Below are 21,632 nucleotides of genomic sequence, written 5' to 3'. Positions count from 1 at the left end.
AGGTAAAGATTGTTTGGCTGTGAGTGAATCATTTTCTGCCGATGAAGTTTGTCTAACTTAACGAGCTAATTTGTATTGTGAAAGGGTTATTTATGCTGAGTGATGAAAAGGACTCTGTATTGATGTTCTTAGAGGCGATTAAGACGGGAGAGAGCTAATCTGAGCTCAAAATATTGAAGTCAGATTAGCTTTATTTTCAGTTAAATCATATTGATAGTGTTCTTCTGGATATTACTGAGATTAGTGGGCTTCATCCCAGTTATCACCAATGCCTGCTTCGGCAAGCAGTTCAACATCGAGATTAGCTGCTTGCGCCATCAAGGTGCAGATTGTCTTTTTAAGTGCCTCTGCTTTATCCGCATCGACTTCAAACACTAATTCATCGTGAACCTGCATGATCATAGTGATTTCGCCTTGGGTTTCTGTTTTGATCCACTGGGCAATATTGATCATGGCCTTTTTGATGATGTCAGCAGCCGTACCTTGCATTGGCGCGTTAATCGCAGCACGTTCAGCACCTTGGCGGCGCATCGCATTACGATCACGGATTTCGGGCAAGTAGAGGCGACGACCAAACAGAGTCGACACATAACCTAAGTCAGCAGCACCCGCGCGCGTTTCTTCCATATAACGTAATACGCCAGGATAACGGGCAAAGTAGGTATCGATATAGGTTTGTGCTTCATGGCGTGGGATATCAAGCTGACGCGCCAAACCAAAGGCTGACATGCCATAAATTAAGCCGAAGTTAACCGCTTTGGCACGGCGGCGTTGTTCTGTGGTTACTTCATCAAAGTCGGTACCAAATACTTCTGCAGCAGTGGCTCTATGAATGTCTTTGCCCTCGGCGAAGGCTTTGAGTAAGCCTGCATCTTGGGATAAATGGGCCATGATCCGTAGTTCGATTTGCGAGTAGTCGGCGGCCAAAATTTTACGGCCTGCTGGGGCGATAAAGGCTTGGCGAATACGGCGACCTTCTTCGGTGCGAATCGGAATATTTTGCAGGTTAGGTTCGCTTGACGATAAGCGACCTGTTGCCGCATTAGCTTGATGATAGCTAGTGTGTACGCGACCCGTTTTGGCGTTGACCATCAGTGGCAGCTTATCGGTGTAAGTGCTCTTTAACTTAGATAGACTTCGATGTTCGAGGATCACCTTTGGCAGTGGGAAATCTAAGGCTAATTCGACTAATACTTCTTCCGCGGTCGATGGCGCACCCTTTGGGGTCTTTTTGGTGATCGGATAACCTAGCTTTTCATAAAACAATACTTGCAGCTGCTTAGGTGAACCAAGATTGAATTTTTCACCGGCAATGTCGTAGGCTTTTTCTTCTAAGGTATCGATTTTACGCGCCAGTTCATCGCTCTGTTGGCCGAGTAACATGCTGTCGATTAAGACCCCTTGACGTTCAATGTCCGACAACACTTGGATTAGCGGTAATTCGACTTCGGTAAACATGGCGGCAAGTTCGGCTTCTTTCTCGAGTCTTGGCCATAAATGTTGGTGTAAACGCAGTGTGATGTCAGCATCTTCTGCTGCATAAGGTGCAGCCGTCTCTAGCGGGATTTGGTTGAAGGTCAGTTGTTTTGCACCTTTGCCAGCAATTTCTTCAAAACTGATATTTTTATGGCCTAAATACTTGAGTGCTAAACCATCCATATCATGGCGCGAAGCCACAGAGTTGAAAACATAGGATTCGAGCATAGTGTCGAAAGCGACGCCCTGTAGTTTGATCCCTGCATTGGCTAAGATACTGATGTCGTACTTAAGATTTTGACCGACTTTCTTAAGTTTTGGATCCTCAAGCAGCGGACGCAGTTTTTCTAACGCGACCGTTTTATCGATTTGAGTCGGTGCACCAACGTAATCGTGGGTCAAAGGAAGATAAGCGGCTTTTCCTGTCTCAACGGCGAAGGAAATCCCGACTAATTCGGCCACCATGTAATCTAAGCTGGTGGTCTCAGTATCGACTGCCATTAAGTCGGCTTGTTTAAGCTTAGCAATCCAAGTGTCTAATTCGGCTTCGGTGAGAATGCAGTCGTACTGTGTTTCAATCGCTTCGACTGGAGATGAGTATTCTTGTGTTTCTGTGGATGCCGCATCAATTGAGGTATTTGCCGTCATTTTATTATCTAAGACTTCAGCTAACCAACGTTTAAACTCCATCTCGCCGTAGCATTTGATCAGTTCATCTTTGTCTGCTGGCATGAGAGTGAGTTCGTGCCAATCTTGCTCAAGTTCGACATCGGTTTTGATGGTGGCGAGTTCGTAAGAAAGCTTGAGCATGTCGGCATTTTCAATGATTTTTGCCGCCATGGTTTTAGAACCTCTAAAGCCGAGCTCGGCGACTTTTTCGGGTTCCGCTAATAAGTTACTCACACTGCCGGCTCCCGTGAGCATAGCGAGCGCCGTTTTCTCTCCCACGCCGGGTAAGCCTGGAATATTGTCAGCCTTGTCGCCCATCAGTGCGAGTAAATCTATGATACGGTCTGGACCGACACCAAATTTGGTGACGACTTCTTCTGGGCCCATTATGGTGTCTGTCATGGTGTTGATGAGCGTAACGTTCTCATCCACTAACTGGGCCATGTCTTTATCGCCTGTGCTGATAAGCACGGCACGGTTTTCTAAGCTGGCTTGGCGGGCAATAGTTCCAATCACGTCATCGGCTTCGACGCCGGAAATTGAAATCAGTGGTAAACCCAGTGCGCGAATAATGCGATGCAAGGGTTCGATTTGCGAACGTAGATCATCAGGCATAGGTGGGCGCTGTGCTTTGTATTCGCTGTACATGTCATTGCGGAAGGTTTTTCCCTTGGCATCGAACACGACTGCTATATGGCTTGGCTGATAACGGGTCAACAAGCTGCGTAACATATTCACTACGCCATAAACGGCACCCGTTGCTTCGCCCTTTGAGTTTGTTAGGTGAGGAGGCGCATAATAAGCGCGATACAAATAAGAAGATCCATCCACAAGCACAAGTGGGTTTTTAGCGACGGTTGGCATAGGTATTTTTCGTTTATCGATGACTTAGATGGCGCTAAGCATGCCACAGAAGCACTATTTCAGCCATGGCAAAATGACTCTCAGCCTGTGGATAAGTCTGTGAGTGAAAAAGTCAACTGAGAATAATGGCGATGATTACGGCTTAGTGCGATTTTTTTAAGTTGTTGTTTTTTATGTTTATAAAAGATTTGTGTGAGTTCAATACTGTTTCTTAAAAAATCTTCCCAATTTGTGGATTTTTTATTGACTCCGTAAAATACATCTAAGGATTGGCTTAATTTTCGGCACTCGTCAGATTCGACGAATTAAGTTAGCACGATTTTTAATCAGATCAACTAGTTTGTTTATGGTTTGTTAAAACTTAATGACATAAGAAGGATATTTTTAATGAAAAAAGTCGCAGTGTTACTGAGTGGATGTGGTGTTTTCGATGGAACTGAGATACATGAATCGGTTTTAACGCTTTTATGCTTATCCCGATCAGGGGCTCACTACCAGTGTTTTGCACCAGATATCAAACAGATGCATGTAGTAGATCATCTCACTGGTGAGGTCGATGCTGCTGCAAGTCGTAACGTGCTGGTGGAGTCGGCGCGTATCGCCCGTGGCGAAGTCAAAGCGACCACAGAATTAGATATCGCCGAATTTGATGCCTTGATCATTCCCGGTGGCTTTGGTGCGGCGAAAAATCTGTGTAACTTTGCGACGAATGGCAGTGAGTGTGAAGTGGAGCCGCTGGTGACTGATTTTATCAATGAGTTCATTCTGGCGAAAAAGCCCGTTGGTTTTATCTGTATTGCTCCTATGATGATCCCGCGTTTATATCCCCAGGGTGTAAAAGGCACTATCGGTAATGATAGCGATACTGTTGCAGCGTTTAATTTGATGGGCGGTGAACATCAAGTTGCGACAGTACATGAGATAGTCGTGGATGAAGCGAATCGCATTGTCAGCACTCCCGCTTATATGTTGGCTGGTAATATTGCTGAAGCGCATTCAGGCATCGAGAAGCTAGTCGTTAAGCTACTAGAAATGACTGATCAGAGTTAGTTTGAGCGGTTTGTAGAGGAGTGAAGCGAGTCATTGAACCAAGATAAATTTCAGGATTTATCTTGGTTCACAATATTAGATTGAGTTATTAGATTGAGCTCGAGGATTTGCGACTATCAAATAAACCTTGGGCTAAACCTATGAGTAAGCCGCCAATGTGGGCACCATTAGCAACCGAAACCCCTAGAATATCTGTGAATCCCAATGCCAACCATATCATCATAAAGCCCATATATGATGGTGGGAAATCTATTCCTGCTGCGGGTTTACGTATACCCATGATCCAAGTGTAACCCACCACTGCATACACAACGCCGGACAGCCCGCCAAAGTTAGGTCCACCGACATAATATTGGATAACGTTTGGCAGAGTTCCTGCGACAAACAGCAAAATAAGCAATGGTGCAGTACCGATACGGGTTTCGATTTTACCGCCTAAATACCACCACCAGAGTAAATTAAAGATGACGTGCATGGCTGAAAAATGCAGCAGGCTCGGTGTAAAAACACGCCAGAACTGGCTGAACTCTGAATGAGGTACTGCCCCAAAATAGGACAGTGCTTCGTAGGTTTGGTTGGCGAATCCTAAGTTCATCGCCGCAAAAATGAGTACGCAAACCGCAAATACGATCAGCGTGACTGGGCCTGCGCCGGTAATAAATTGGGTGAACAACTGCAGCGAAGGGGCACCATAATCGAGTTTGGTTTGGGTATCGCCGTGTTCCCATGAGGCTTGCAGATATTTATTGTCGTAAGGGTGAGCAATAAAGTGGGCAAACTCTTTGCGTGCTTGCTCCACATCTTTGTCATGGATAACCAGAATGGCAACACCCTGAACCAGCGGCTCAATTTGGCAGTCAATGTCTTCCCCTTTGAGGTAATCGACAAATGCCTGCGCGGCTCTGCTGTTGGGGAGTCTGCCAATTTCTATCATGCATTCGCCTCATGCCAGGCGCTATAGCCGCCGTCTAGGCTGTAAACGTCATCAAAACCTTGTTCGCATAAATATTGCGCCGCATTTTGGCTGCTCATGCCGTGGTAACAAACCACCACGAGTGGGCTATCCATATCGGCTTGGCTAATAAATTGCGCTAGGTTTTCGTTATTCAGGTTAGTTGCACCTGCAATATGGCCGTTGGTGAAGCTATTGCCATCGCGGATATCGACGATTTGCACTGGCTGTGCTTCGGTCATTTGCAGCAATTGATTAACGCTTAAGTGTTTAAAGGAAGACATAATAAAACCTGACAAAGCTAAGAAATGGAAATCAAGATGGGATAAGTGTGCAACAAGGGGCTGCGAGTGTACAGCCCCTATCTAGGTAATGCTCTACAGGATTAATCCCAGCTGAGGATCACTTTACCCGATTGGCCCGAGCCCATAGCGTCGAAACCTTGTTGGAAATCATCAATCTTGAAGTGGTGAGTGATGATAGGTGAAATATCTAAGCCTGATTGGATAAGACTGGCCATCTTGTACCAAGTTTCGAACATTTCACGGCCGTAGATGCCTTTAATGACCAAACCTTTGAAGATCACTTTGCTCCAGTCGATGGCCATTTCACCACTTGGAATACCGAGCATAGCGACTTTGCCGCCGTGGTTCATGGTATCTAACATGGCGTGGAAGGCTGAGGGGACGCCAGACATTTCTAATCCAACGTCGAAACCTTCGGTCATGCCCAGTTCTTTCATCACGTCTTTTAGGTTTTCTTTTGACACGTTCACAGCGCGCGTGGCGCCCATTTTACGGGCCAGCTCTAAGCGGTATTCGTTGACGTCAGTGATCACCACATGGCGAGCACCTACGTGACGACATACTGCAGCCGCCATTATGCCGATGGGACCTGCGCCTGTGATCAACACGTCTTCACCGACTAAATCGAAGGATAATGCTGTGTGCACAGCGTTACCAAAGGGGTCAAAGATTGAGGCTAAATCATCGCTGATATCATCAGGGATTTTAAAGGCGTTAAAGGCGGGGATAACTAAGTATTCCGCAAATGAACCTTCACGATTGACACCCACGCCAGAGGTGTTACGGCATAAATGGGTGCGGCCTGCGCGGCAGTTACGGCAGTGGCCGCAGGTGATATGGCCTTCGCCAGACACGCGGTCGCCTATTTTAAAACCACGAACTTCTTGACCGATATCAACCACTTCGCCTACATATTCATGACCAACAACCATAGGGACTGGAATGGTTTTTTGTGACCATTCGTCCCAGTTGTAGATGTGCATGTCGGTGCCACAAATCGCAGTTTTTTTAATTTTGATCAGCAGATCGTTGTGGCCCATCACTGGCTTAGGCGCATCGACTAACCAAATACCTTTTTCGGCTTTTAACTTGCTTAGTGCTTTCATTGTCTTAAGTCCTAAATAATGCCCATTTCTTTGGCAATACGGGTAAAGGCGGTGATCGCTTTGTCGAGTTGCTCACGGGTATGTGCCGCTGACATTTGCGTACGGATACGGGCTTGTCCCTTAGGAACGACTGGGAACGAGAAGCCAATAACATAAATATGTTCTGCTAATAAGCGGTTAGCAAAGTCGCCCGCCAGTTTCGCATCACCAATCATCACAGGGATAATCGCGTGGTCGGCGCCGCCCAAAGTAAAGCCCGCGGCTGACATTTGCTCACGGAAATAACGGCTGTTTTCCCATACGGCTTCGCGCAGGGCTTGGCCTGATTTGAGCATTTCTAACACATGGATAGACGCAGTCACGATTGACGGCGCTAATGAGTTAGAGAACAGGTAAGGACGTGAACGCTGGCGTAACCAGTCGATGACTTCTTTTTTACCCGAAGTGAAACCACCCGATGCGCCGCCTAGCGCTTTGCCTAAGGTGCCTGTGATGATGTCGACTCTGTCCATCACATTGCAATATTCGTGGGTGCCACGGCCGTTTGCGCCAATAAAGCCTACCGCGTGAGAGTCATCGACCATCACCAGTGCGCCGTATTTATCGGCTAAATCACATACGCCTTGCAGGTTAGCAATCACGCCGTCCATCGAGAATACGCCATCGGTGGCGATCAAGATGTTACGGGCGCCTGCTTCTTTCGCGGCGATCAACTGAGTTTCTAAATCGGCCATGTCGTTGTTGGCATAGCGGAAACGCTTCGCTTTACATAAACGCACACCGTCGATGATAGAAGCATGGTTTAACGCATCGGAAATGATGGCATCTTCTGCATCTAACAAGGTTTCGAATAGACCTGCGTTCGCATCAAAACATGAAGAGTAAAGAATGGTGTCTTCAGTGCCGAGGAATTCGCTCAGGCTAGCTTCTAGCTTTTTATGGATATCTTGGGTGCCGCAAATAAAGCGTACCGACGCCATACCAAAGCCGTGGCTGTCTAATCCCTGTTGCGCGGCTTTGATTAGCTCTGGATGATTCGCTAGGCCTAGGTAATTATTCGCGCAAAAGTTAACAACTTCTTGGTGATTAACTTGAATGGCAGTCTGTTGTGGTGAGGCAATAACACGCTCGCTTTTATATAAGCCTTCGGCTTTGATGTCTGCAAGCTGTTGATTAATCTGTGCGTAGAATGAGGTAGAGGCCACCTGATATCTCCTTAGTTAACTTTATTCTGATTTTGGGAGTGGCGGCATTCTAACTCTAAACCTAATCGGCCTACAGCCTTTTTTTCATGCAGGTTCGCAAGATAAACTAGTTTAGGGCTAAAGTGGTTTTTACATTATAAAAACTAATGTGCAACATAAGTTTGCCACTGTTTGACTGAGTATTCTTTTAAGCGTTGTAGAGCGAAAACGGGTTCGCACTCAGTACTATAATTGCTTTGAGTTTAGTTCCGAATGCGAGTTCCCAACATAGGGGTTTGGGATGATGTTATAGGGATTCTTGACTCGCTAGCGCGTGGTAATGTTGCTCTAGGCGAGTAAAAGTCGCAACGGAAGTCGGGGTTGCATAGGCTTTGAAAATCATCAGCACCCTTAAAACGCCTTCATAAAGTGTCGCTTTAGTAATGGTTGACGTGCTGGATTGTGTGAGTTGATAACCAATCCAAAAGCTGACGATCATCTTAATGGTATCCGCCAGTGGCGTGATTTTGTCAGCATCGACACACAGAAATCCATCTTGTGTGAGTTTATGCAGCACATGGCTTGAACGCGTTAAGACTTGCTGCTGTGCGTGTAAATAGCGTTTTTTTAGTTCTTCATCGCGGGCGAGAATATCTGCAAGATTGGCGTACATAAAGCGGAATTGCCACAGGGTATAGAACATAGCATCGAAGTAGCCGATTAACAGTTCTACATCCACTTGCTTATCTTCATAGGGTTGGAAACCCGATTCGAGATGATTCTCATATAGACTGAAAATACAGCGGATAATGTCTTCTTTATTGCGAAAATGGTAATAAAGATTCCCGGGACTCATATTTAAGTGAGCGGCAATGTGATTGGTGGTGATGTTTCTTTCGCCATGCTCGTTGAACAGTTCAAGACTGGCATAGATTATTTTGTCGCGGGTTTTCATAAGTTATCCAAATTGCTAGTGAACGCCACATCATAGATAGAGTTAACCAACGACCGCCATACTGCTGGTAAATTATCCCTAATTTGGTGCATATGCTAACATTGCCACTATTCATCAGGCAAAACTCATAAGCACGTTTTTAATGAATCGTTTTCTCTATTCCACGATCTTATATTTATTATCCCCTTTGCTAGTCGTCTATTTAGCATTTCGTGCTATTAAAAGCCCTGATTACCGCGGTCGTTGGGGGGAGCGTTTTGGATTAACTCGACTTAAATCGACGGATTTACTGGTCCATTCTGTGTCTATGGGTGAAACGCTCGCGGCAATCCCATTGATCCGTTTGATTATGCAATCACACCCTGAGTTAAGCATTACGGTTACAACAACCAGCCCAACAGGGTCTGCCGAAGTGCGCAAAGCCTTTGGTGACTCAGTGCAACATTGTTATTTACCCTTTGACTTACCTTGGTGTGTGGGGCGTTTCTTGCGCCAAGTCTCACCTAAATCTTGCATCATTATGGAAACTGAACTGTGGCCTAACTTGGTTGCCATAGCGGCTAAGCGAGGTGTGCGCTTGATGTTGGCCAATGCACGTCTGTCGGCCAAGTCGGCGGCGCAATATGCTAAGCGTCCTAAACTCAGTCGACCCATGTTGCAACGACTCGATGTTATTGCGGTGCAGACTCGAGTAGAAGCGCAGCGTTTTATCGAGTTAGGTGTATCGCCAGATAGAGTGACAGTATGCGGTAGCTTGAAGTTTGATCTCAGTATTACGCCTGAGCGTTTAGCCAATGCCAAGCTGTTGCGTCAGACTTGGGGGCGTGAAACCTCGCCGATTTGGGTCGCAGGCAGTGTGCATCCTGGAGAATTTGACGCCATGCTCACCGCCCATAGGCAATTATTGGCTCAGTGGCCCGATGCCTTGCTGATTATTGCACCGCGTCATCCTGAGCAGTTTTCTGCTGTTGCTGAGTTTGTTGCCAGCCAAGGTTTTGAATCTGTTCGCCGCAGCGGTAATTTTCCTGTGGCGGCCACGACTCAAGTGCTAGTGGGCGATACCATGGGTGAACTTCTGACCTTTTATGGCGCCGCTGATCAAGCTTTTGTCGGTGGCACGCTGATCAATAATGGTGGCCATAATCCCTTGGAGCCTGTTGCTATGGGCGTACCTGTTATGGTGGGGCCGAACCATTGGGACTTTGCCCAGATTACGCAGATGTTGGCGGATGCTGGTGGGTTAAGGGTTGTCGCTTCGGCGGATGAACTTGCCGCTAACTTGATTGAGTATTTTGCTAAACCTGAGTTACGCCAGCAGGCGGTGAACGCGGGATTGGCTGTGGTTGAGGCAAATCGCGGTGCCTTGCAACAACAATATCTTCTCGCGCAATCTTTAATAACCGCTTAATTCAACTGGATAATTCGTTTAGTGGATCAGGCGCTTTGCATCGCCGCTTGATAGCCTTGCATTAGTGATGACCAGTTATCAGCGGTGAAGGCAAGGTTTGGTAGCTTGGCTTGTTCTTTATTAAAGGAACGTAACAGTCTGTCTAGATTCGATTGCTGCCATTGTGGGCTAGGTGTTTTTAACTCGCCGCGGTCGAAATCGATAAGATAAAACCGCTCTGGCGTTAAGGGTTCTGTTTGCGCGGGCTGGAACAGAATATTCTTGGCATTGAGATCGGCGTGGTACACACCACGCTGGTGGAAATGGGCGATGCAAGCCCCTAATGCTTGCCATTGCTCAGTGCTCATGACCCCTTTGCCGAGTTTAGCGACTAAATCTTCGGCGCCTTCGACCCGTTCGATAATAATATCGGCGCGGTAAAATAATCCATCGCGCACTATGTTGGCGGCAATCGGTTTAGGTACAGCAAAATCTTCGCGATACAAAACGTCTAATAAGCGTAACTCACCCATGGCGCGGGTATTTTCGAGGCCAGTATAAACGTAAGCATCTTTGCTGAATTTCTCCATTAAGCCGCCACGCCAATAATGACGCAATACCCAATGACTGTGCTCAAATGCCACAAACCAAGTGGTGTAGCGGCCTTTGGATGAACCGACGACAGCATTTTTAGCCCGCCAAAAATCCACCGAGAACCACGCGGGATCGATATCTGTTGGCGTATCTTGGCAAACTGCAATGTGACCTTGGGCGGTTTTTATGAGCTGTATCTGAGCATTCATCGGAGATTTGTTGACTTAAGCGTGGCACCTAGGGCCATTCTACATTAAGATCCTTAGCTTGCGCCAAATAACCTTAAGAGCTTTTAGCTTCAATCCCAATGAGTTTAAATCCCAATACCATGAATTCTCTTTGTTTGCTTCGCTTATCCGCTATCGGTGACGTCTGTCATGCCGTGGCTATGGTGCAGGCGATTCAGCGGCAATACCCCGAGCTCAAAATCACATGGGTGATCGGTAAACTCGAATATCAATTGTTGAAGCATTTACCCGGCATTGAGTTTGTTATTTTCGATAAATCTCAAGGGTGGCGCAGTTATTTTAATTTGCGTAAGGCCTTAAAAGGCCGACGTTTTGACGTGCTGCTGCATATGCAGGTTGCGCTACGTGCAACCTTGGCTTCATTAGCCATTTCGGCAAAGGTGCGCATAGGCTTTGATCGTGCCCGCGCTAAAGAAGGTCAGTGGCTAGTGACAAATCACAGGGTGGAGCCCTTGGCAAATCCCCATGTGCTCGAAGGATTTATGGGATTCGCTAAGGTGATTGGCGTTAACGATCTCACTCCTCAATGGCATATTCCTGTGCCAATTGCGGATACTGAATTTGCCCAGACGCAGATTAAAGACAATGAAAAAGTCTTTATCATTTGCGCTGCAGCCAGTAAGGCAGAACGTAACTGGTTACCAGAGCGTTATGCCACCGTTGCGAGCCATGCGATTGCGAAAGGATTTAGAGTCATGCTTTGCGGTGGCCCAACTCAACTTGAGAAGGATTTAGCAGAGCAAATTTTGCAGGCTTGTCCCTCTAAAATCGATAATTTAGTGGGCAAAACCAGTCTGACGCAATTATTGGCGCTGCTAAAACGCGCCAGTGTAGTGTTAGCTCCGGATACGGGCCCTGCGCATATGGCGGTGACCCAAGGCACGCCTGTCATTGGTTTATATGCCCATTCCAATCCTGGGCGCACAGGTCCGTATTTATCGCAGCAATATGTGGCGAGCGCCTATGATGAGGCAATAGCATCCCAACATAGTGGCGAAGTTAAGTGGGGCACTCGAGCCAAAGGCGAGCATTTGATGGCTTTGATCAGTGTTGAAGCTGTGATTGAGAAGTTTGATCTGGTGGTTCAGCAGACACTCAGTTAAGGCTTGTTAGTATCAGCATTCTTGTTCAGCACTCTTGATGTATCGCTGCGTTAGCGGTTTGTATTTAGAATATCGTTTAGGAGATAAATCATGCGGATAGCCATTGCCATTGACAGTTTAGCGGGTGGCGGAGCCGAAAAGGTCATGATTACCTTAGCCAAGCAATTTATTCGCTTAGGGCATGAGCCGCATTTTTTAGTTATGGAAGATAATCGCTATTATGAAATCCCAGATGACTTACCCATTCATCAATGTTTTGCCCCTAAGGATAAAGATTTCGACCATTTTGGGCGATTGAATGCTTCGGTTAACAAACTCAGCGCAAAAATCGCGGAAATTGAATCTCAAGTGGGCAAGTTTGATTTGTTTTTATCAAATTTAGATAAAACCAATTTAATGATGACCAAAACTGGTGTTTCACCGCTTTATGTCATAGTCCATTCTTCTGTAGAAGAAGAGTTGAGCCGCCAATTTAAACTGGGACCGTTTGCTTATTTCAAGAAGCTAAAATCCAAAAAAGCGCTCAATGGCCAGCATTTGATTACTGTCTCAAATGGCATAGCAAAGGAGATTAAAGATAAAGGTCGTTTGCATCCAGCATCTATGCAAACTATCTATAATCCATTTGAATTTAACGAAATCACATCTCAATCACAGCAAGATAATCCGCAAATCCCTCAGGGAGATTATCTTATTCATGTCGGTCGTTTTGCTAAGCAAAAGCGCCATGATGTGTTGTTTGAAGCCCTCAAGCTCACGCAAAATCAACTTCCTGTCGTGCTCTTGTGCCATAACCACAAAAAAGCGATAAAAGCAGCGAAAAAGTTTGGTATTGAAAAGCGATTAATTATTCCCGGTTTTCAAAGTAATCCTTTTCCATGGATTAAGCAGGCTAAGGCATTAGTGCTCAGCTCTGATTTTGAAGGTTTACCGACAGTCTTGATTGAATCTTTAGCTTGTGGGACTCCTGTTGTGAGCACTGATTGCCCACATGGACCCAGTGAGATTTTAACGGGTAATTTAGTGCCTTATCTCGTGCCGCGTCGTGATCCCAAAGCGTTAGCTAAAATTATAGACGAGGTTGTTAGCTTGCCGCCATCCCTCGAGCAGGTTGAGATTTTGGCCAAAGTCGATGCGACCTTAATTGCCGAACAATATTTAGCGTTGGCAAAATAATTTATCCGTTTGTGTTTTAGGAGCATGCTTGTGGAAGAAGCCAAACAAGCCAAAAGACGTTATTTATTTTACATAGCGCAAAACTATTCCTATGCGATGTTAAGGCCACTTCAACAAGTCATTTTGGAAAGAGGTGATGAGGTTAGCTGGTTCTTAGAGGGAAATGAGGTCAATCCTAAGTTTTTAAAAACCGATGAACTGCGCTTGCAGAGCATTGATGCTGTGAAAGCGTGGAAACCAGATGCGGTATTCGTCCCTGGGAACGTTGTCCCTCATTTTATTCCTGGGGTTAAAGTGGGCGTATTCCATGGATTTAATGCGGGTAAAATGAATCATAAGGGCCGAGAAGATCACTTCGAAATCAGAGATTGTTTTGATTTGTATTGTACCCAAGGCCCTGCGACGACTCTGCCCTTTCTGAAACTAGAGAAAAAGTTTGGTACTTTTACTGTCGTTGAAACGGGATGGCCTGCGCTCGACCCCCTATTTCTTGAGAATAAAGATAATCCCTATATCAAAGCTGATGACCCAAGGCCAGTAGTACTCTTTTGCTCAACATTTTCCCCAAGTTTGACCTGCGCACCAGTGGTATTTGAGCAGATTAAAGCCCTGTCGCAAAAGAGCCAATGGCGCTGGCTCGTGCAATTTCATCCAAAGATGAACCCTAAAATTGTTGAGCAGTACAAGGCTTTAGAAAACGAGAATTTACAGTTTGTTGAAACTGATAATGTGATCCCTTTGCTGCAGGCGGGGGATGTGATGTTGTGTGACACTTCATCGATTCTGTTGATGTTTTTAATGCAGCGAAAACCAGTGGTGACCTTTAAAAATCAGTCACCGAAAGATCATTTAATCGATATCAGTCGGGTTGAGGATATTGAATCTGCATTAACGCGAGCACTGAGTCGTCCTGATGATTTGATGGCGCACATCCATGATTATTGCAATCAAATTCACCCTACGGGCGATGGTCAATCTAGCCAGCGAGTTTTAGCCGCAACAGATGCTTTGATTGATAAAGGCACAGACTGGCTAAAACCTAAACCATTGAACTTGTTGCGCCATTTTAAGATGCGGCGCAAGCTAGGTTATTGGAAGTTGTTTTAGCTAGTTGTCGTTACTTATGGGCCGATATTGAAATATCGGCCCATTTTGTTAGCCTTGCAGTTTCGTTTCTTCAACCAGTTTAAAGATGATTTCTTGCATATTTTTCTGGAAATCTTCAATACTGTGGTTTGCTTTGATGTAGTCAACTGCCTTAACCGCGAGTTCTTGTCTTAGTTGTTCGTTTTCCATCAGATGGCGTATACCATCGACAAATAAATCGACTTTATCAAAACCATCTCCGAGCACTGTACCTGTAAATACGCCAAATTGACTCGTCAGCTCGTCGGGGTCACGGCAACTGACGAGAAGGGTGCCATAAGATAACGCTTCTAAGAAAGAAATTGGTAGAGCTTCGTGAATTGAAGTGTTGACTAAAATTTTAGCATCTTTGATTAGCTGGTTTTTTCGATCGCCTTCTACATGCCCTACAAAATGTAGGTTGGGAATATTTAGGTAGTCATTCATGATGGACTGATTTTTCTTTGACTGCCTAAATGACTGACCTAGCATGAAAAATTCATATTCAGGCATCAGTTTAGCTATCTCGCAAAATAACCAACCACGTTTGACTGACTCAATTCGTCCCAGAAAGATAATGTGATTTTTCTTCGGGTGTGCTTCTACATCGAAATTATGATCGATCTCGATAGGATTGGGTAAATATTTGATTTCTGTTTTATCATCGAGATTGTAGAGATCTCTGGCTTTACGATCTAAAAAGCGTGCCTGAGAAATAAATGAGACTTTCCCTGCCGCCCAAAGGTCATGAACAAACTGATAAATATTACTGTCCCAATAACTTTTCTCAGGGAAAAGTTTTACGGTATTAATTTCATCCCATTCATAATCAGGTCTTGGATCTTGAACCCAAAATAGGAGTTTTTTATCAATATTGGGGATGGTTTTTAGAATGCGATATGAGTGGGTTGTCATTTCTATTGACAGAAATATATCGTAATTCTTCTTTTTCAGAAACCTAATATTAAGGAAATCCATAAACTTAGCAGCTAAGCGATAAACTTTAATACCATCGATCATATAACGACGAGGTATTAATCTTTGTTTGCTGCAGTCTTTCTTAATGAGCACTTCTACTTCAATATTTTCGTTGGGTAAGTGTTTGGCGATTAAGTGGCGTGCTAGAAAACCGTATCCACCATACACTGTGCCTGTACCACCAAAGTACTCATCAACTAATAAAGCCACTTTAAGCTTACTCATTACTACCCCAAAAAATCATTTATTGCTAATTCTACTTAGGCAGAATTATTTGATGGGAAGTATTTTGATATTTTTCAAATAGACTATCAATGAATTTATTTATTCATAAATACAGAATGGTTAACCTTATAATAAACTGTTTTATCGATGTTCAATAATAGTAATTATACAGGCTAAATGTATTGTATTTCTGTGTGTTATCACTCTTTGTTTGATGCATTTGTTAACGTCTTGTGTTTTTTTAATCCAATTCAAACGAGCTTTCATACTGTATCAGAGTGTAACGGGTGTTGGAGGTTAAGTAGAAACTCTACTTATATTCAATAGAGTTTCTACTTTTTACCGTATAAAGATATTTATTCGGCTAAGTTCAAATATTGCTTTGCAATATTTTGACTATCTACGGCTTTAAGAATAGCAAGGTCTTCAAGCGATGGAGGCGATGCCAGACATTCCAGAGCCTTTTGTGCCAACAATGCAGGTTGGCGAACGGGAACCAAATATTTAGCTAAATGTCCGGTAAGGATTTCATTCGGGCCGTGAGGGCAGTCAGTGCTTACGACGGGGGTGCCACAGGCCAATGACTCAATGACTACCGTTGGCAAGCCTTCAAAATCTGAGCTCAGTAGCATTAATTCTGCGTTGGCAATCCAAGCATAGGGATTATGTTGAAAACCGGGTGTGATAATTCGGTGCTCAACACCGTATTTTTTGGCTAATTTACGCGCTTTATTTGGTCGATTACAGAGAAGCACGAGTTTAGGTGCTGTCGGCATATCCCTCAATGCTTTGAAGAGAATGTCATGGCGCTTTTGACGAGTGACTCTACCCACATGGATCATATAAGGCTCATTGGGAATTTCGGCGATAACTTCTTGAGTCTTAATTTTTATTTCTTCTAAGCGAAAAGGGTTGTAGATGGTTTGCACGCTCTGGGGTTTTAACCAAGAAGTGGCTCTGAGTTCGTCGGCAATACCATTTGAGACTGTGATGATTTTTTTGCCGATCAGAGCCTTGGCTTTTTTCCATCTGCGCCAGAAGTGTACTGGACCGCGTTTTAACTCCATCAATAACTCTTGTTTTAACGCACAATGACAGAAGTAGTAGCAAGGATCGAAATGACAGCCGGAAACAACAACATCGCAGTCAGTTGAATTACTTAGAAAGAGTGAAAACTTGCCCGTTTTTTCGGCGGCGCTCACTTTAGCTTTGAGTTGTTGTATCTGCTCCTGTAGCGAAGGTTTTTGACCCGCTTCAAACAGATAATGAATGGTCACATTTTGCGGAGGTATAAAATCGCCTTCCTTGTGAAACACAAACAAATGCACATCTTGTCCTGCTTCCTGTAACACTTCTGCCTGCGACAAGGCGACTTTCACTGTGCCGTTGGAGAAAAAGTTATGGCAAAAAATCGCGATTTTCTTCATATATGCTCTTCTGCGTGTCTTCAAACGTCGTTTTTTAAACCTAACACTGCTCAGTGTATATCGTTAAACAGGGGAGCAACATTGTATGTGGTCGGTTTTAATTTCGTGCAACATTATACCTGTTCGTGCCTTTACATGGGCTTAATCAATAGCGTTCTTGCTTATTTTTAAGTTTTTTATCGGTATTTAAAGCCGTTTTTGCTGCGATTATTCACTCGCTTGGCTAAAACGAGTAGACTGGCGAGCAATGATTTTTGGCATCCATGTGAGTTGAGTCAGCAAAGTGCACACAAGAGCAATTTACCCTGGGACATTTGATCCTATCACCAATGGTCATGCCGACTTGATTGAGCGTGCGGCTAAACTGTTTAAACATGTGGTGATTGGCATTGCGGCTAATCCTTCCAAGCAGCCTAGATTCACCCTTGAAGAGCGAGTTGAATTGGTCAATCGGGTGACTGCTCATTTGGATAATGTCGAGGTGGTGGGGTTTTCGGGGTTGCTAGTGGATTTTGCCAAGGAGCAAAAGGCCAGTGTACTTGTGCGTGGGTTACGCGCGGTATCCGACTTTGAATATGAATTCCAATTAGCAAATATGAATCGCAGATTGAGCCCTGATCTGGAAAGCGTATTTTTAACGCCTGCTGAGGAGAACTCATTTATCTCTTCAACCTTAGTAAAGGAAGTCGCTTTGCATGGTGGCGATGTGAGCCAGTTTGTTCACCCTGAAGTAACGGCTGCATTGGCGGCAAAGCTTAAGTTGGTTAAACCCTAGATTTTACCTGCGAACTAGATAGTTTTTACGTAGGAGTTTTGTGTTAACTTTGAGGCATTGTTGCCTTGTGATGATACTTAAAAGGATGTTATGAAGGCTTTTTTTTCCCCCACGATCCTTGCTACTAGCATTGCCTCTGGCCTGTTTTTTTCTTCAATGCTTGCTGCTGCACCTTGGGTCGATGCCTCTGATATTTATCTTAGAGCTGACATTCAAGCACTTGCTGATGCGGGTGTGATCACTGTGCCAGTGAATACTTATCCATTGATGTGGTCAGGTATTGGTGGTGATTTAGCGAAAATTGAGCCTGAGCTGCTTTCTCCCTCTTTAGTACAAGCCTTTGCACGGGTTAATTTTTATTATCAAAATGCTGTCGATAATCGTGGTAATGCACGGATAAAAGTATCGGCAGCATCTGATCCTGCTCGCTTTCAACATTATGGTTCTGACTATCGCGAGAAAGGTGAAGTGCTGGGCTCCTACGAGTATTTAGGATCGCGTGTTGCTTATAAGGCGACTGTGGCAGAAACCTATGATCCGCAAGATAATAAAAACTTCCGCCTTGATGAGTCTTATTTTGCCATCATTTTTGGCAATTGGATCGCAACCTTAGGCGCGGTTGAGCAGTGGTGGGGACCGGGGTTTGACTCGGCTCTACATCGTTCTAATAATGCCCGCCCTATGTCATCGTTAACCTTGAGCCGTAACAATGCCGCGGCTTTTGAAACACCTTGGTTATCTTGGATTGGCCCTTGGACCTTTAAAACCGGATTTAGCTTAACTGAAGTGGATCGTGCTGTGCCTAAGACGGCTGAGTGGGATATGCGCTTAAGTGCAAGACCGATTAAACAGTTAGAAGTGGGATTGTCTTGGTCGACCTTATTTTGTGGTGAGGGCCAAGATTGTAACTTTGACTCTTGGTGGGATTCGGTTGCGAGTAATACTGTTTGTATCGATGGTACAAATGATTGTGCGCCCAATGAGCGCCGCGATGCAGGTCATAGAACTCAAAGTATTGATATGCGTTATGCCGATACTTTGCAGGATATCCCCGTTGGATTATATCTCGAACATAGTTGTGAAAATGGTAGTGACTGCGGCTCACTTTGGGGTATTGATACCCATTTTGGCACATCGGGTAAGCAGTTTAAGTTGTTCATGGAATATTCGGACACCTATGTAAAATGCGATGGTGATAGTGCCAATTGTTTCTATGAGGATCCTGTCTATCTGAGTGGTGCTCGCTACTATGGTCGTGCTTTGGGTTCTACCTATGATAGTGATGCACAAGTGTTTGTGGTTGGATTAGTTGGCCAGTTTAATAACAGCCGTGGTTTTACCTCGTTGCTGCGTTATGCGAAGCTGAATAAAGATGGCTCCAATGTGGCGAACACTTGGGCACCACAACCGCCAAAAGAAGATTTATTGATGCTGGAGCTTTCTTACCGTATGCCTGTGTGGAAAGGCATGTGGAGCTTAGGTGGAACAGTATCGAGATCGGAATTTGAAGTTCAAGAAAATGATACCAATGCCACGCTATTTAGCAGTTTTGAGTATCGTTTTTGACAGCTGTAATTGATTAAATAACGAAAAATGCCAAGCACTTGCTTGGCATTTGGGCTTATAAATAACGCAATATTAGCGTGTTTGGCAAATGCCACAAAATACTGTGGTGCGTTGGCCTAAACGGATTTCACTTAGTAAGTTACCGCAGCTTGTGCAGGTTTCACCGCCGCGACCATAGACATGCAGTTTTTGGGCGAAGTAGCCCGGCTTGCCATCGGCATTGGTGAAGTCTTTCAGCGTAGTGCCACCCTGTTTAATGGCGTGGGCTAAGATTTGCTTCACTTCTGCAACTAAAACGGTCAAACGCTCGATATCGATTTTACCTGCTTCGGCCTCTGGATGAATGCCCGCCGCAAACAAGGCTTCATTGGCGTAAATATTGCCTACACCCACTACGATATGATTATCCATCAGGCAGAGTTTGATCGCTTTTTTCTTGCCGGCTAAAGCTGCCGCTAATTGTGCGACATTAAAGGCATGGGTCAGTGGCTCAGGCCCTAATTTGGCGAGTAATGGATGGGCTTCTTCTGGGAGTTCACACCACAGCCAAGCGCCGAAACGTCTCGGATCGTTAAAGCGTAAAATACGGCCGTTGGCGAGCACTAAGTCGATATGGTCATGCTTTTCCACTGGGGTATCGTGGGGCAAAATCCGTAAACTCCCCGACATACCCAAATGCACTATGCTGGTGCCCGCGTCAGTGTCGATTAATAGATACTTAGCACGGCGTCGCACTTGGCGTATAACTTGGCCGATAATCTGTTTGGCTATGTCAGGCACAGGCCAGCGCAACGAGCCATTGCGGATCACAAGATCAACTACGGTTTGCTCGACAAGGTAGGGGGCAATACCCTGACGGGTGACTTCAACTTCTGGTAATTCCGGCATGGATTTTTTCTTATCTTAAGTAAAATGGGGCGGTATTAAGCTGCGGGTTTCGCATCGAGGATCGGTTGCAGTTTAGCTCGTAAACTCGGTGGTACTAAATACCAATTACCTGCGGGAGACTTTAAGGCGCCTTCATTGGGAAAATAGATCCACAGCTGAGCATCGCGGATATCTGCAATCTGTATAACTAATTCTTGCGGATTATCTGTGGTTTCTGGTGCAGCCGTTAAGGGAGACACCCGTATGGTTTGCCACGCCTTTGCCCATTCATCACAGTTGAGAACTGTAGTGTCGCACTCCCATTGTGATGCTTGCTTGTGCAGCCATAACCCATCGAGTTGCAGCTGTGAAAGCGGCGCATTATCGTCAAATAGCAGCTGAGCATCACTCGGAACATTATTGGTTTTGTTATCCATAAACGTCAGCACGGCGACCATAAAGGCGCAGGCGACTATGATGACGTTATTCCATTGCTTACGAGTTAATGCCATAGAAATGTGTGACGCTAAGTATGGGGTGATGCTTCGAGTTTATCACGGCCAAATTGAGATGCTAGCCCTTAAGCGATGGAGTGGTGATGCTTAACCGCCTGTGGCATTCATAAAGCGTAGGATTTGTACCTGATTATTGCCAAAGTCGTGCTGCTTAGGCTTGAGATTAATTCCCGCGAGAATAGCGACTTTTAATCTTTCAATATCAGCCGGAAATTCCCGAACTATGCTTTTGAGATCAACGGCATGTTCATTGCCTAAACACAGCAGTAATTGGCCTTCGACTGTGACGCGCACTCGATTACATTCGTGGCAGAAGTTGTGACTGTGGGGCGAGATAAAGCCGATATGGATTGGGCTGTCGGCCATAGTGTAATAACGTGCTGGGCCGCCGGTACGTTTGTTGGAAAGCTGTAGCGGATAGTGACTATTGATGATGGCTTTTACTTCATCGCTGCTGCAATGACGGGCGCGTTTCCGCTCATCCATTTCGCCAAGTGGCATTTCTTCGATAAAGGCGATGTCTAAGTTACGGCCACGGCAGAAATCAACTAAATCAATAACTTCATTATCATTCTGCTGTTTTAAAATCACCGCATTAATCTTGATACGTTCAAATCCCGCCGCAATAGCCGCATCGATACCGTCGATGACTCTGTCTAATTTGCCGTTACGCGTTAGCTGAGTAAACAGTGTGGGGTTTAAGGTATCTAGGCTGATATTGAGGCGCTTTAATCCTGCATCAAACATGGGTTTAGCGAATTTTGTCAGCCTTGAACCATTAGTGGTCATGGATAAATCCGTCAGCCCAGGCAGTTTGCCAAGCAGACCCACTAGCTGGTCGCAATCGGTGCGAACTAAGGGCTCACCGCCGGTCAGGCGAATTTTAGTCACACCAAGCTCGGTAAAGGCTTGGGCAATCCAAGCTAATTCTTCGAGGTGGAGTACGTGGTCCTTTGGCAGAAAACAGGGATCTTCCGTCATGCAATAAACACAGCGAAAGTCGCAGCGGTCGGTGACCGAGAGCCGTAAATATTCGACCTTACGGCCAAAGGAATCCACAATTAGACTCATAAAAACTCACTGGA

The 21,632-nt window shown here is 45.2% G+C and carries 19 protein-coding genes; 7 read left to right on the top strand and 12 right to left on the bottom strand.

The genetic code is table 11. The annotated features are described in order from the left end of the window. Positions 1-240 precede the first annotated feature (240 nt). Positions 241-3,009 (bottom strand): DNA polymerase I, encoded by a 2,769-nt coding sequence (gene polA, locus L5M40_RS12405; protein ID WP_173497795.1) that lies wholly within the window; start codon positions 3,007-3,009, stop codon positions 241-243. A 387-nt stretch (positions 3,010-3,396) separates the two neighbouring features. On the opposite strand from polA, the gene elbB reads away from it, so the two are divergent. Next, complete coding sequence (elbB, locus tag L5M40_RS12400) at positions 3,397-4,059, top strand: isoprenoid biosynthesis glyoxalase ElbB (protein WP_113940152.1); 663 nt, start codon at positions 3,397-3,399, stop codon at positions 4,057-4,059. Between the two features lie 88 nt (positions 4,060-4,147). On the opposite strand, the gene glpG is transcribed toward elbB, so the two are convergent. From glpG to L5M40_RS12375, 5 genes are all read right to left on the bottom strand, one after another. Then, a complete protein-coding gene (glpG, locus tag L5M40_RS12395; protein ID WP_105250758.1) occupies positions 4,148-4,993 on the bottom strand; it encodes a rhomboid family intramembrane serine protease GlpG in 846 nt (281 codons plus the stop codon). Continuing rightward, positions 4,990-5,295: a thiosulfate sulfurtransferase GlpE gene (glpE, locus tag L5M40_RS12390; protein WP_006084745.1), complete on the bottom strand. Its 306-nt coding sequence runs from the start codon at positions 5,293-5,295 to the stop codon at positions 4,990-4,992. The genes glpG and glpE overlap by 4 nt, the downstream gene beginning before the upstream one ends. 101 nt (positions 5,296-5,396) lie before the next feature. Continuing rightward, complete coding sequence (gene tdh, locus L5M40_RS12385) at positions 5,397-6,422, bottom strand: L-threonine 3-dehydrogenase (RefSeq protein WP_012090660.1); 1,026 nt, start codon at positions 6,420-6,422, stop codon at positions 5,397-5,399. A gap of 11 nt (positions 6,423-6,433) precedes the next feature. Beyond that, the gene (locus L5M40_RS12380; RefSeq protein WP_105250756.1) at positions 6,434-7,627 is read right to left on the bottom strand and encodes a glycine C-acetyltransferase; all 1,194 of its coding nucleotides are present in this window, start codon (positions 7,625-7,627) and stop codon (positions 6,434-6,436) included. 286 nt (positions 7,628-7,913) lie between these two features. Continuing rightward, positions 7,914-8,561 carry a TetR/AcrR family transcriptional regulator gene (locus tag L5M40_RS12375; RefSeq protein WP_113940155.1) on the bottom strand — a complete coding sequence of 216 codons (648 nt, stop codon included), beginning with the start codon at positions 8,559-8,561 and terminating at the stop codon, positions 7,914-7,916. 142 nt (positions 8,562-8,703) lie between these two features. Between L5M40_RS12375 and waaA the strand changes: the two genes are divergently transcribed. After that, the gene (gene waaA / locus L5M40_RS12370) at positions 8,704-9,969 is read left to right on the top strand and encodes a lipid IV(A) 3-deoxy-D-manno-octulosonic acid transferase (RefSeq protein ID WP_263256703.1); all 1,266 of its coding nucleotides are present in this window, start codon (positions 8,704-8,706) and stop codon (positions 9,967-9,969) included. A 26-nt stretch (positions 9,970-9,995) separates the two neighbouring features. Here waaA and L5M40_RS12365 read toward each other — a convergent pair whose 3' ends face one another. Continuing rightward, complete coding sequence (locus tag L5M40_RS12365; RefSeq protein WP_263173935.1) at positions 9,996-10,751, bottom strand: 3-deoxy-D-manno-octulosonic acid kinase; 756 nt, start codon at positions 10,749-10,751, stop codon at positions 9,996-9,998. 98 nt (positions 10,752-10,849) lie between these two features. Here L5M40_RS12365 and L5M40_RS12360 point away from each other — a divergent pair, with 98 nt between their 5' ends. The 3 genes from L5M40_RS12360 to L5M40_RS12350 all read left to right on the top strand — a co-directional run bounded on the left by L5M40_RS12360 (position 10,850) and on the right by L5M40_RS12350 (position 14,176). Next, a complete protein-coding gene (locus L5M40_RS12360; protein ID WP_263256702.1) occupies positions 10,850-11,893 on the top strand; it encodes a glycosyltransferase family 9 protein in 1,044 nt (347 codons plus the stop codon). Positions 11,894-11,983: 90 nt separating this feature from the next. Further along, positions 11,984-13,069 carry a glycosyltransferase gene (locus L5M40_RS12355; RefSeq protein WP_263192724.1) on the top strand — a complete coding sequence of 362 codons (1,086 nt, stop codon included), beginning with the start codon at positions 11,984-11,986 and terminating at the stop codon, positions 13,067-13,069. Between the two features lie 24 nt (positions 13,070-13,093). Next, entirely contained in the window at positions 13,094-14,176 is a 1,083-nt protein-coding gene (locus tag L5M40_RS12350; RefSeq protein ID WP_411569085.1) for a CDP-glycerol glycerophosphotransferase family protein, read from the top strand. Between the two features lie 48 nt (positions 14,177-14,224). On the opposite strand, the gene L5M40_RS12345 is transcribed toward L5M40_RS12350, so the two are convergent. Both L5M40_RS12345 and L5M40_RS12340 read right to left on the bottom strand, forming a co-directional pair. Beyond that, positions 14,225-15,397, bottom strand: coding sequence for a glycosyltransferase family 4 protein (locus tag L5M40_RS12345; protein ID WP_173497803.1), 1,173 nt, complete (start codon positions 15,395-15,397; stop codon positions 14,225-14,227). A gap of 356 nt (positions 15,398-15,753) precedes the next feature. Then, positions 15,754-16,824: a glycosyltransferase gene (locus L5M40_RS12340; RefSeq protein ID WP_105250748.1), complete on the bottom strand. Its 1,071-nt coding sequence runs from the start codon at positions 16,822-16,824 to the stop codon at positions 15,754-15,756. A 283-nt stretch (positions 16,825-17,107) separates the two neighbouring features. Between L5M40_RS12340 and coaD the strand changes: the two genes are divergently transcribed. Next, a complete protein-coding gene (gene coaD / locus L5M40_RS12335) occupies positions 17,108-17,599 on the top strand; it encodes a pantetheine-phosphate adenylyltransferase (RefSeq protein ID WP_105250747.1) in 492 nt (163 codons plus the stop codon). Between the two features lie 90 nt (positions 17,600-17,689). After that, a complete protein-coding gene (locus L5M40_RS12330; RefSeq protein ID WP_131524422.1) occupies positions 17,690-19,165 on the top strand; it encodes a capsule assembly Wzi family protein in 1,476 nt (491 codons plus the stop codon). Between the two features lie 72 nt (positions 19,166-19,237). Here the strand turns inward: L5M40_RS12330 and mutM are convergent, their stop codons facing one another. The 3 genes from mutM to moaA form a co-directional block, all read right to left on the bottom strand. Beyond that, positions 19,238-20,053 carry a bifunctional DNA-formamidopyrimidine glycosylase/DNA-(apurinic or apyrimidinic site) lyase gene (mutM, locus tag L5M40_RS12325; RefSeq protein ID WP_263167915.1) on the bottom strand — a complete coding sequence of 272 codons (816 nt, stop codon included), beginning with the start codon at positions 20,051-20,053 and terminating at the stop codon, positions 19,238-19,240. A 35-nt stretch (positions 20,054-20,088) separates the two neighbouring features. After that, entirely contained in the window at positions 20,089-20,544 is a 456-nt protein-coding gene (locus L5M40_RS12320) for a hypothetical protein (RefSeq protein WP_263176816.1), read from the bottom strand. Between the two features lie 90 nt (positions 20,545-20,634). After that, complete coding sequence (gene moaA / locus L5M40_RS12315) at positions 20,635-21,618, bottom strand: GTP 3',8-cyclase MoaA (RefSeq protein ID WP_131524425.1); 984 nt, start codon at positions 21,616-21,618, stop codon at positions 20,635-20,637. Positions 21,619-21,632 lie beyond the last annotated feature (14 nt).

The sequence above is a fragment of the Shewanella sp. SM68 genome (assembly GCF_025653925.1).
GTDB classification, from domain to species: domain Bacteria; phylum Pseudomonadota; class Gammaproteobacteria; order Enterobacterales; family Shewanellaceae; genus Shewanella; species Shewanella oncorhynchi.
Note: the sequence above shows the minus strand (reverse complement) of the source record. Positions and strands in the feature narration are given on the sequence as shown.

Bases quoted from the DNA above. Each gene is read 5' to 3' on its own strand.
- polA (WP_173497795.1), bottom strand. From the start codon at position 3,009: ATGCCAACCGTCGCTAAAAACCCACTTGTGCTTGTGGATGGATCTTCT.
- elbB (WP_113940152.1), top strand. From the start codon at position 3,397: ATGAAAAAAGTCGCAGTGTTACTGAGTGGATGTGGTGTTTTCGATGGA.
- glpG (WP_105250758.1), bottom strand. From the start codon at position 4,993: ATGATAGAAATTGGCAGACTCCCCAACAGCAGAGCCGCGCAGGCATTT.
- glpE (WP_006084745.1), bottom strand. From the start codon at position 5,295: ATGTCTTCCTTTAAACACTTAAGCGTTAATCAATTGCTGCAAATGACC.
- tdh (WP_012090660.1), bottom strand. From the start codon at position 6,422: ATGAAAGCACTAAGCAAGTTAAAAGCCGAAAAAGGTATTTGGTTAGTC.
- L5M40_RS12375 (WP_113940155.1), bottom strand. From the start codon at position 8,561: ATGAAAACCCGCGACAAAATAATCTATGCCAGTCTTGAACTGTTCAAC.
- waaA (WP_263256703.1), top strand. From the start codon at position 8,704: ATGAATCGTTTTCTCTATTCCACGATCTTATATTTATTATCCCCTTTG.
- L5M40_RS12365 (WP_263173935.1), bottom strand. From the start codon at position 10,751: ATGAATGCTCAGATACAGCTCATAAAAACCGCCCAAGGTCACATTGCA.
- L5M40_RS12360 (WP_263256702.1), top strand. From the start codon at position 10,850: ATGAGTTTAAATCCCAATACCATGAATTCTCTTTGTTTGCTTCGCTTA.
- L5M40_RS12355 (WP_263192724.1), top strand. From the start codon at position 11,984: ATGCGGATAGCCATTGCCATTGACAGTTTAGCGGGTGGCGGAGCCGAA.
- L5M40_RS12350 (WP_411569085.1), top strand. From the start codon at position 13,094: ATGCTTGTGGAAGAAGCCAAACAAGCCAAAAGACGTTATTTATTTTAC.
- L5M40_RS12345 (WP_173497803.1), bottom strand. From the start codon at position 15,397: ATGAGTAAGCTTAAAGTGGCTTTATTAGTTGATGAGTACTTTGGTGGT.
- L5M40_RS12340 (WP_105250748.1), bottom strand. From the start codon at position 16,824: ATGAAGAAAATCGCGATTTTTTGCCATAACTTTTTCTCCAACGGCACA.
- L5M40_RS12330 (WP_131524422.1), top strand. From the start codon at position 17,690: ATGAAGGCTTTTTTTTCCCCCACGATCCTTGCTACTAGCATTGCCTCT.
- mutM (WP_263167915.1), bottom strand. From the start codon at position 20,053: ATGCCGGAATTACCAGAAGTTGAAGTCACCCGTCAGGGTATTGCCCCC.
- L5M40_RS12320 (WP_263176816.1), bottom strand. From the start codon at position 20,544: ATGGCATTAACTCGTAAGCAATGGAATAACGTCATCATAGTCGCCTGC.
- moaA (WP_131524425.1), bottom strand. From the start codon at position 21,618: ATGAGTCTAATTGTGGATTCCTTTGGCCGTAAGGTCGAATATTTACGG.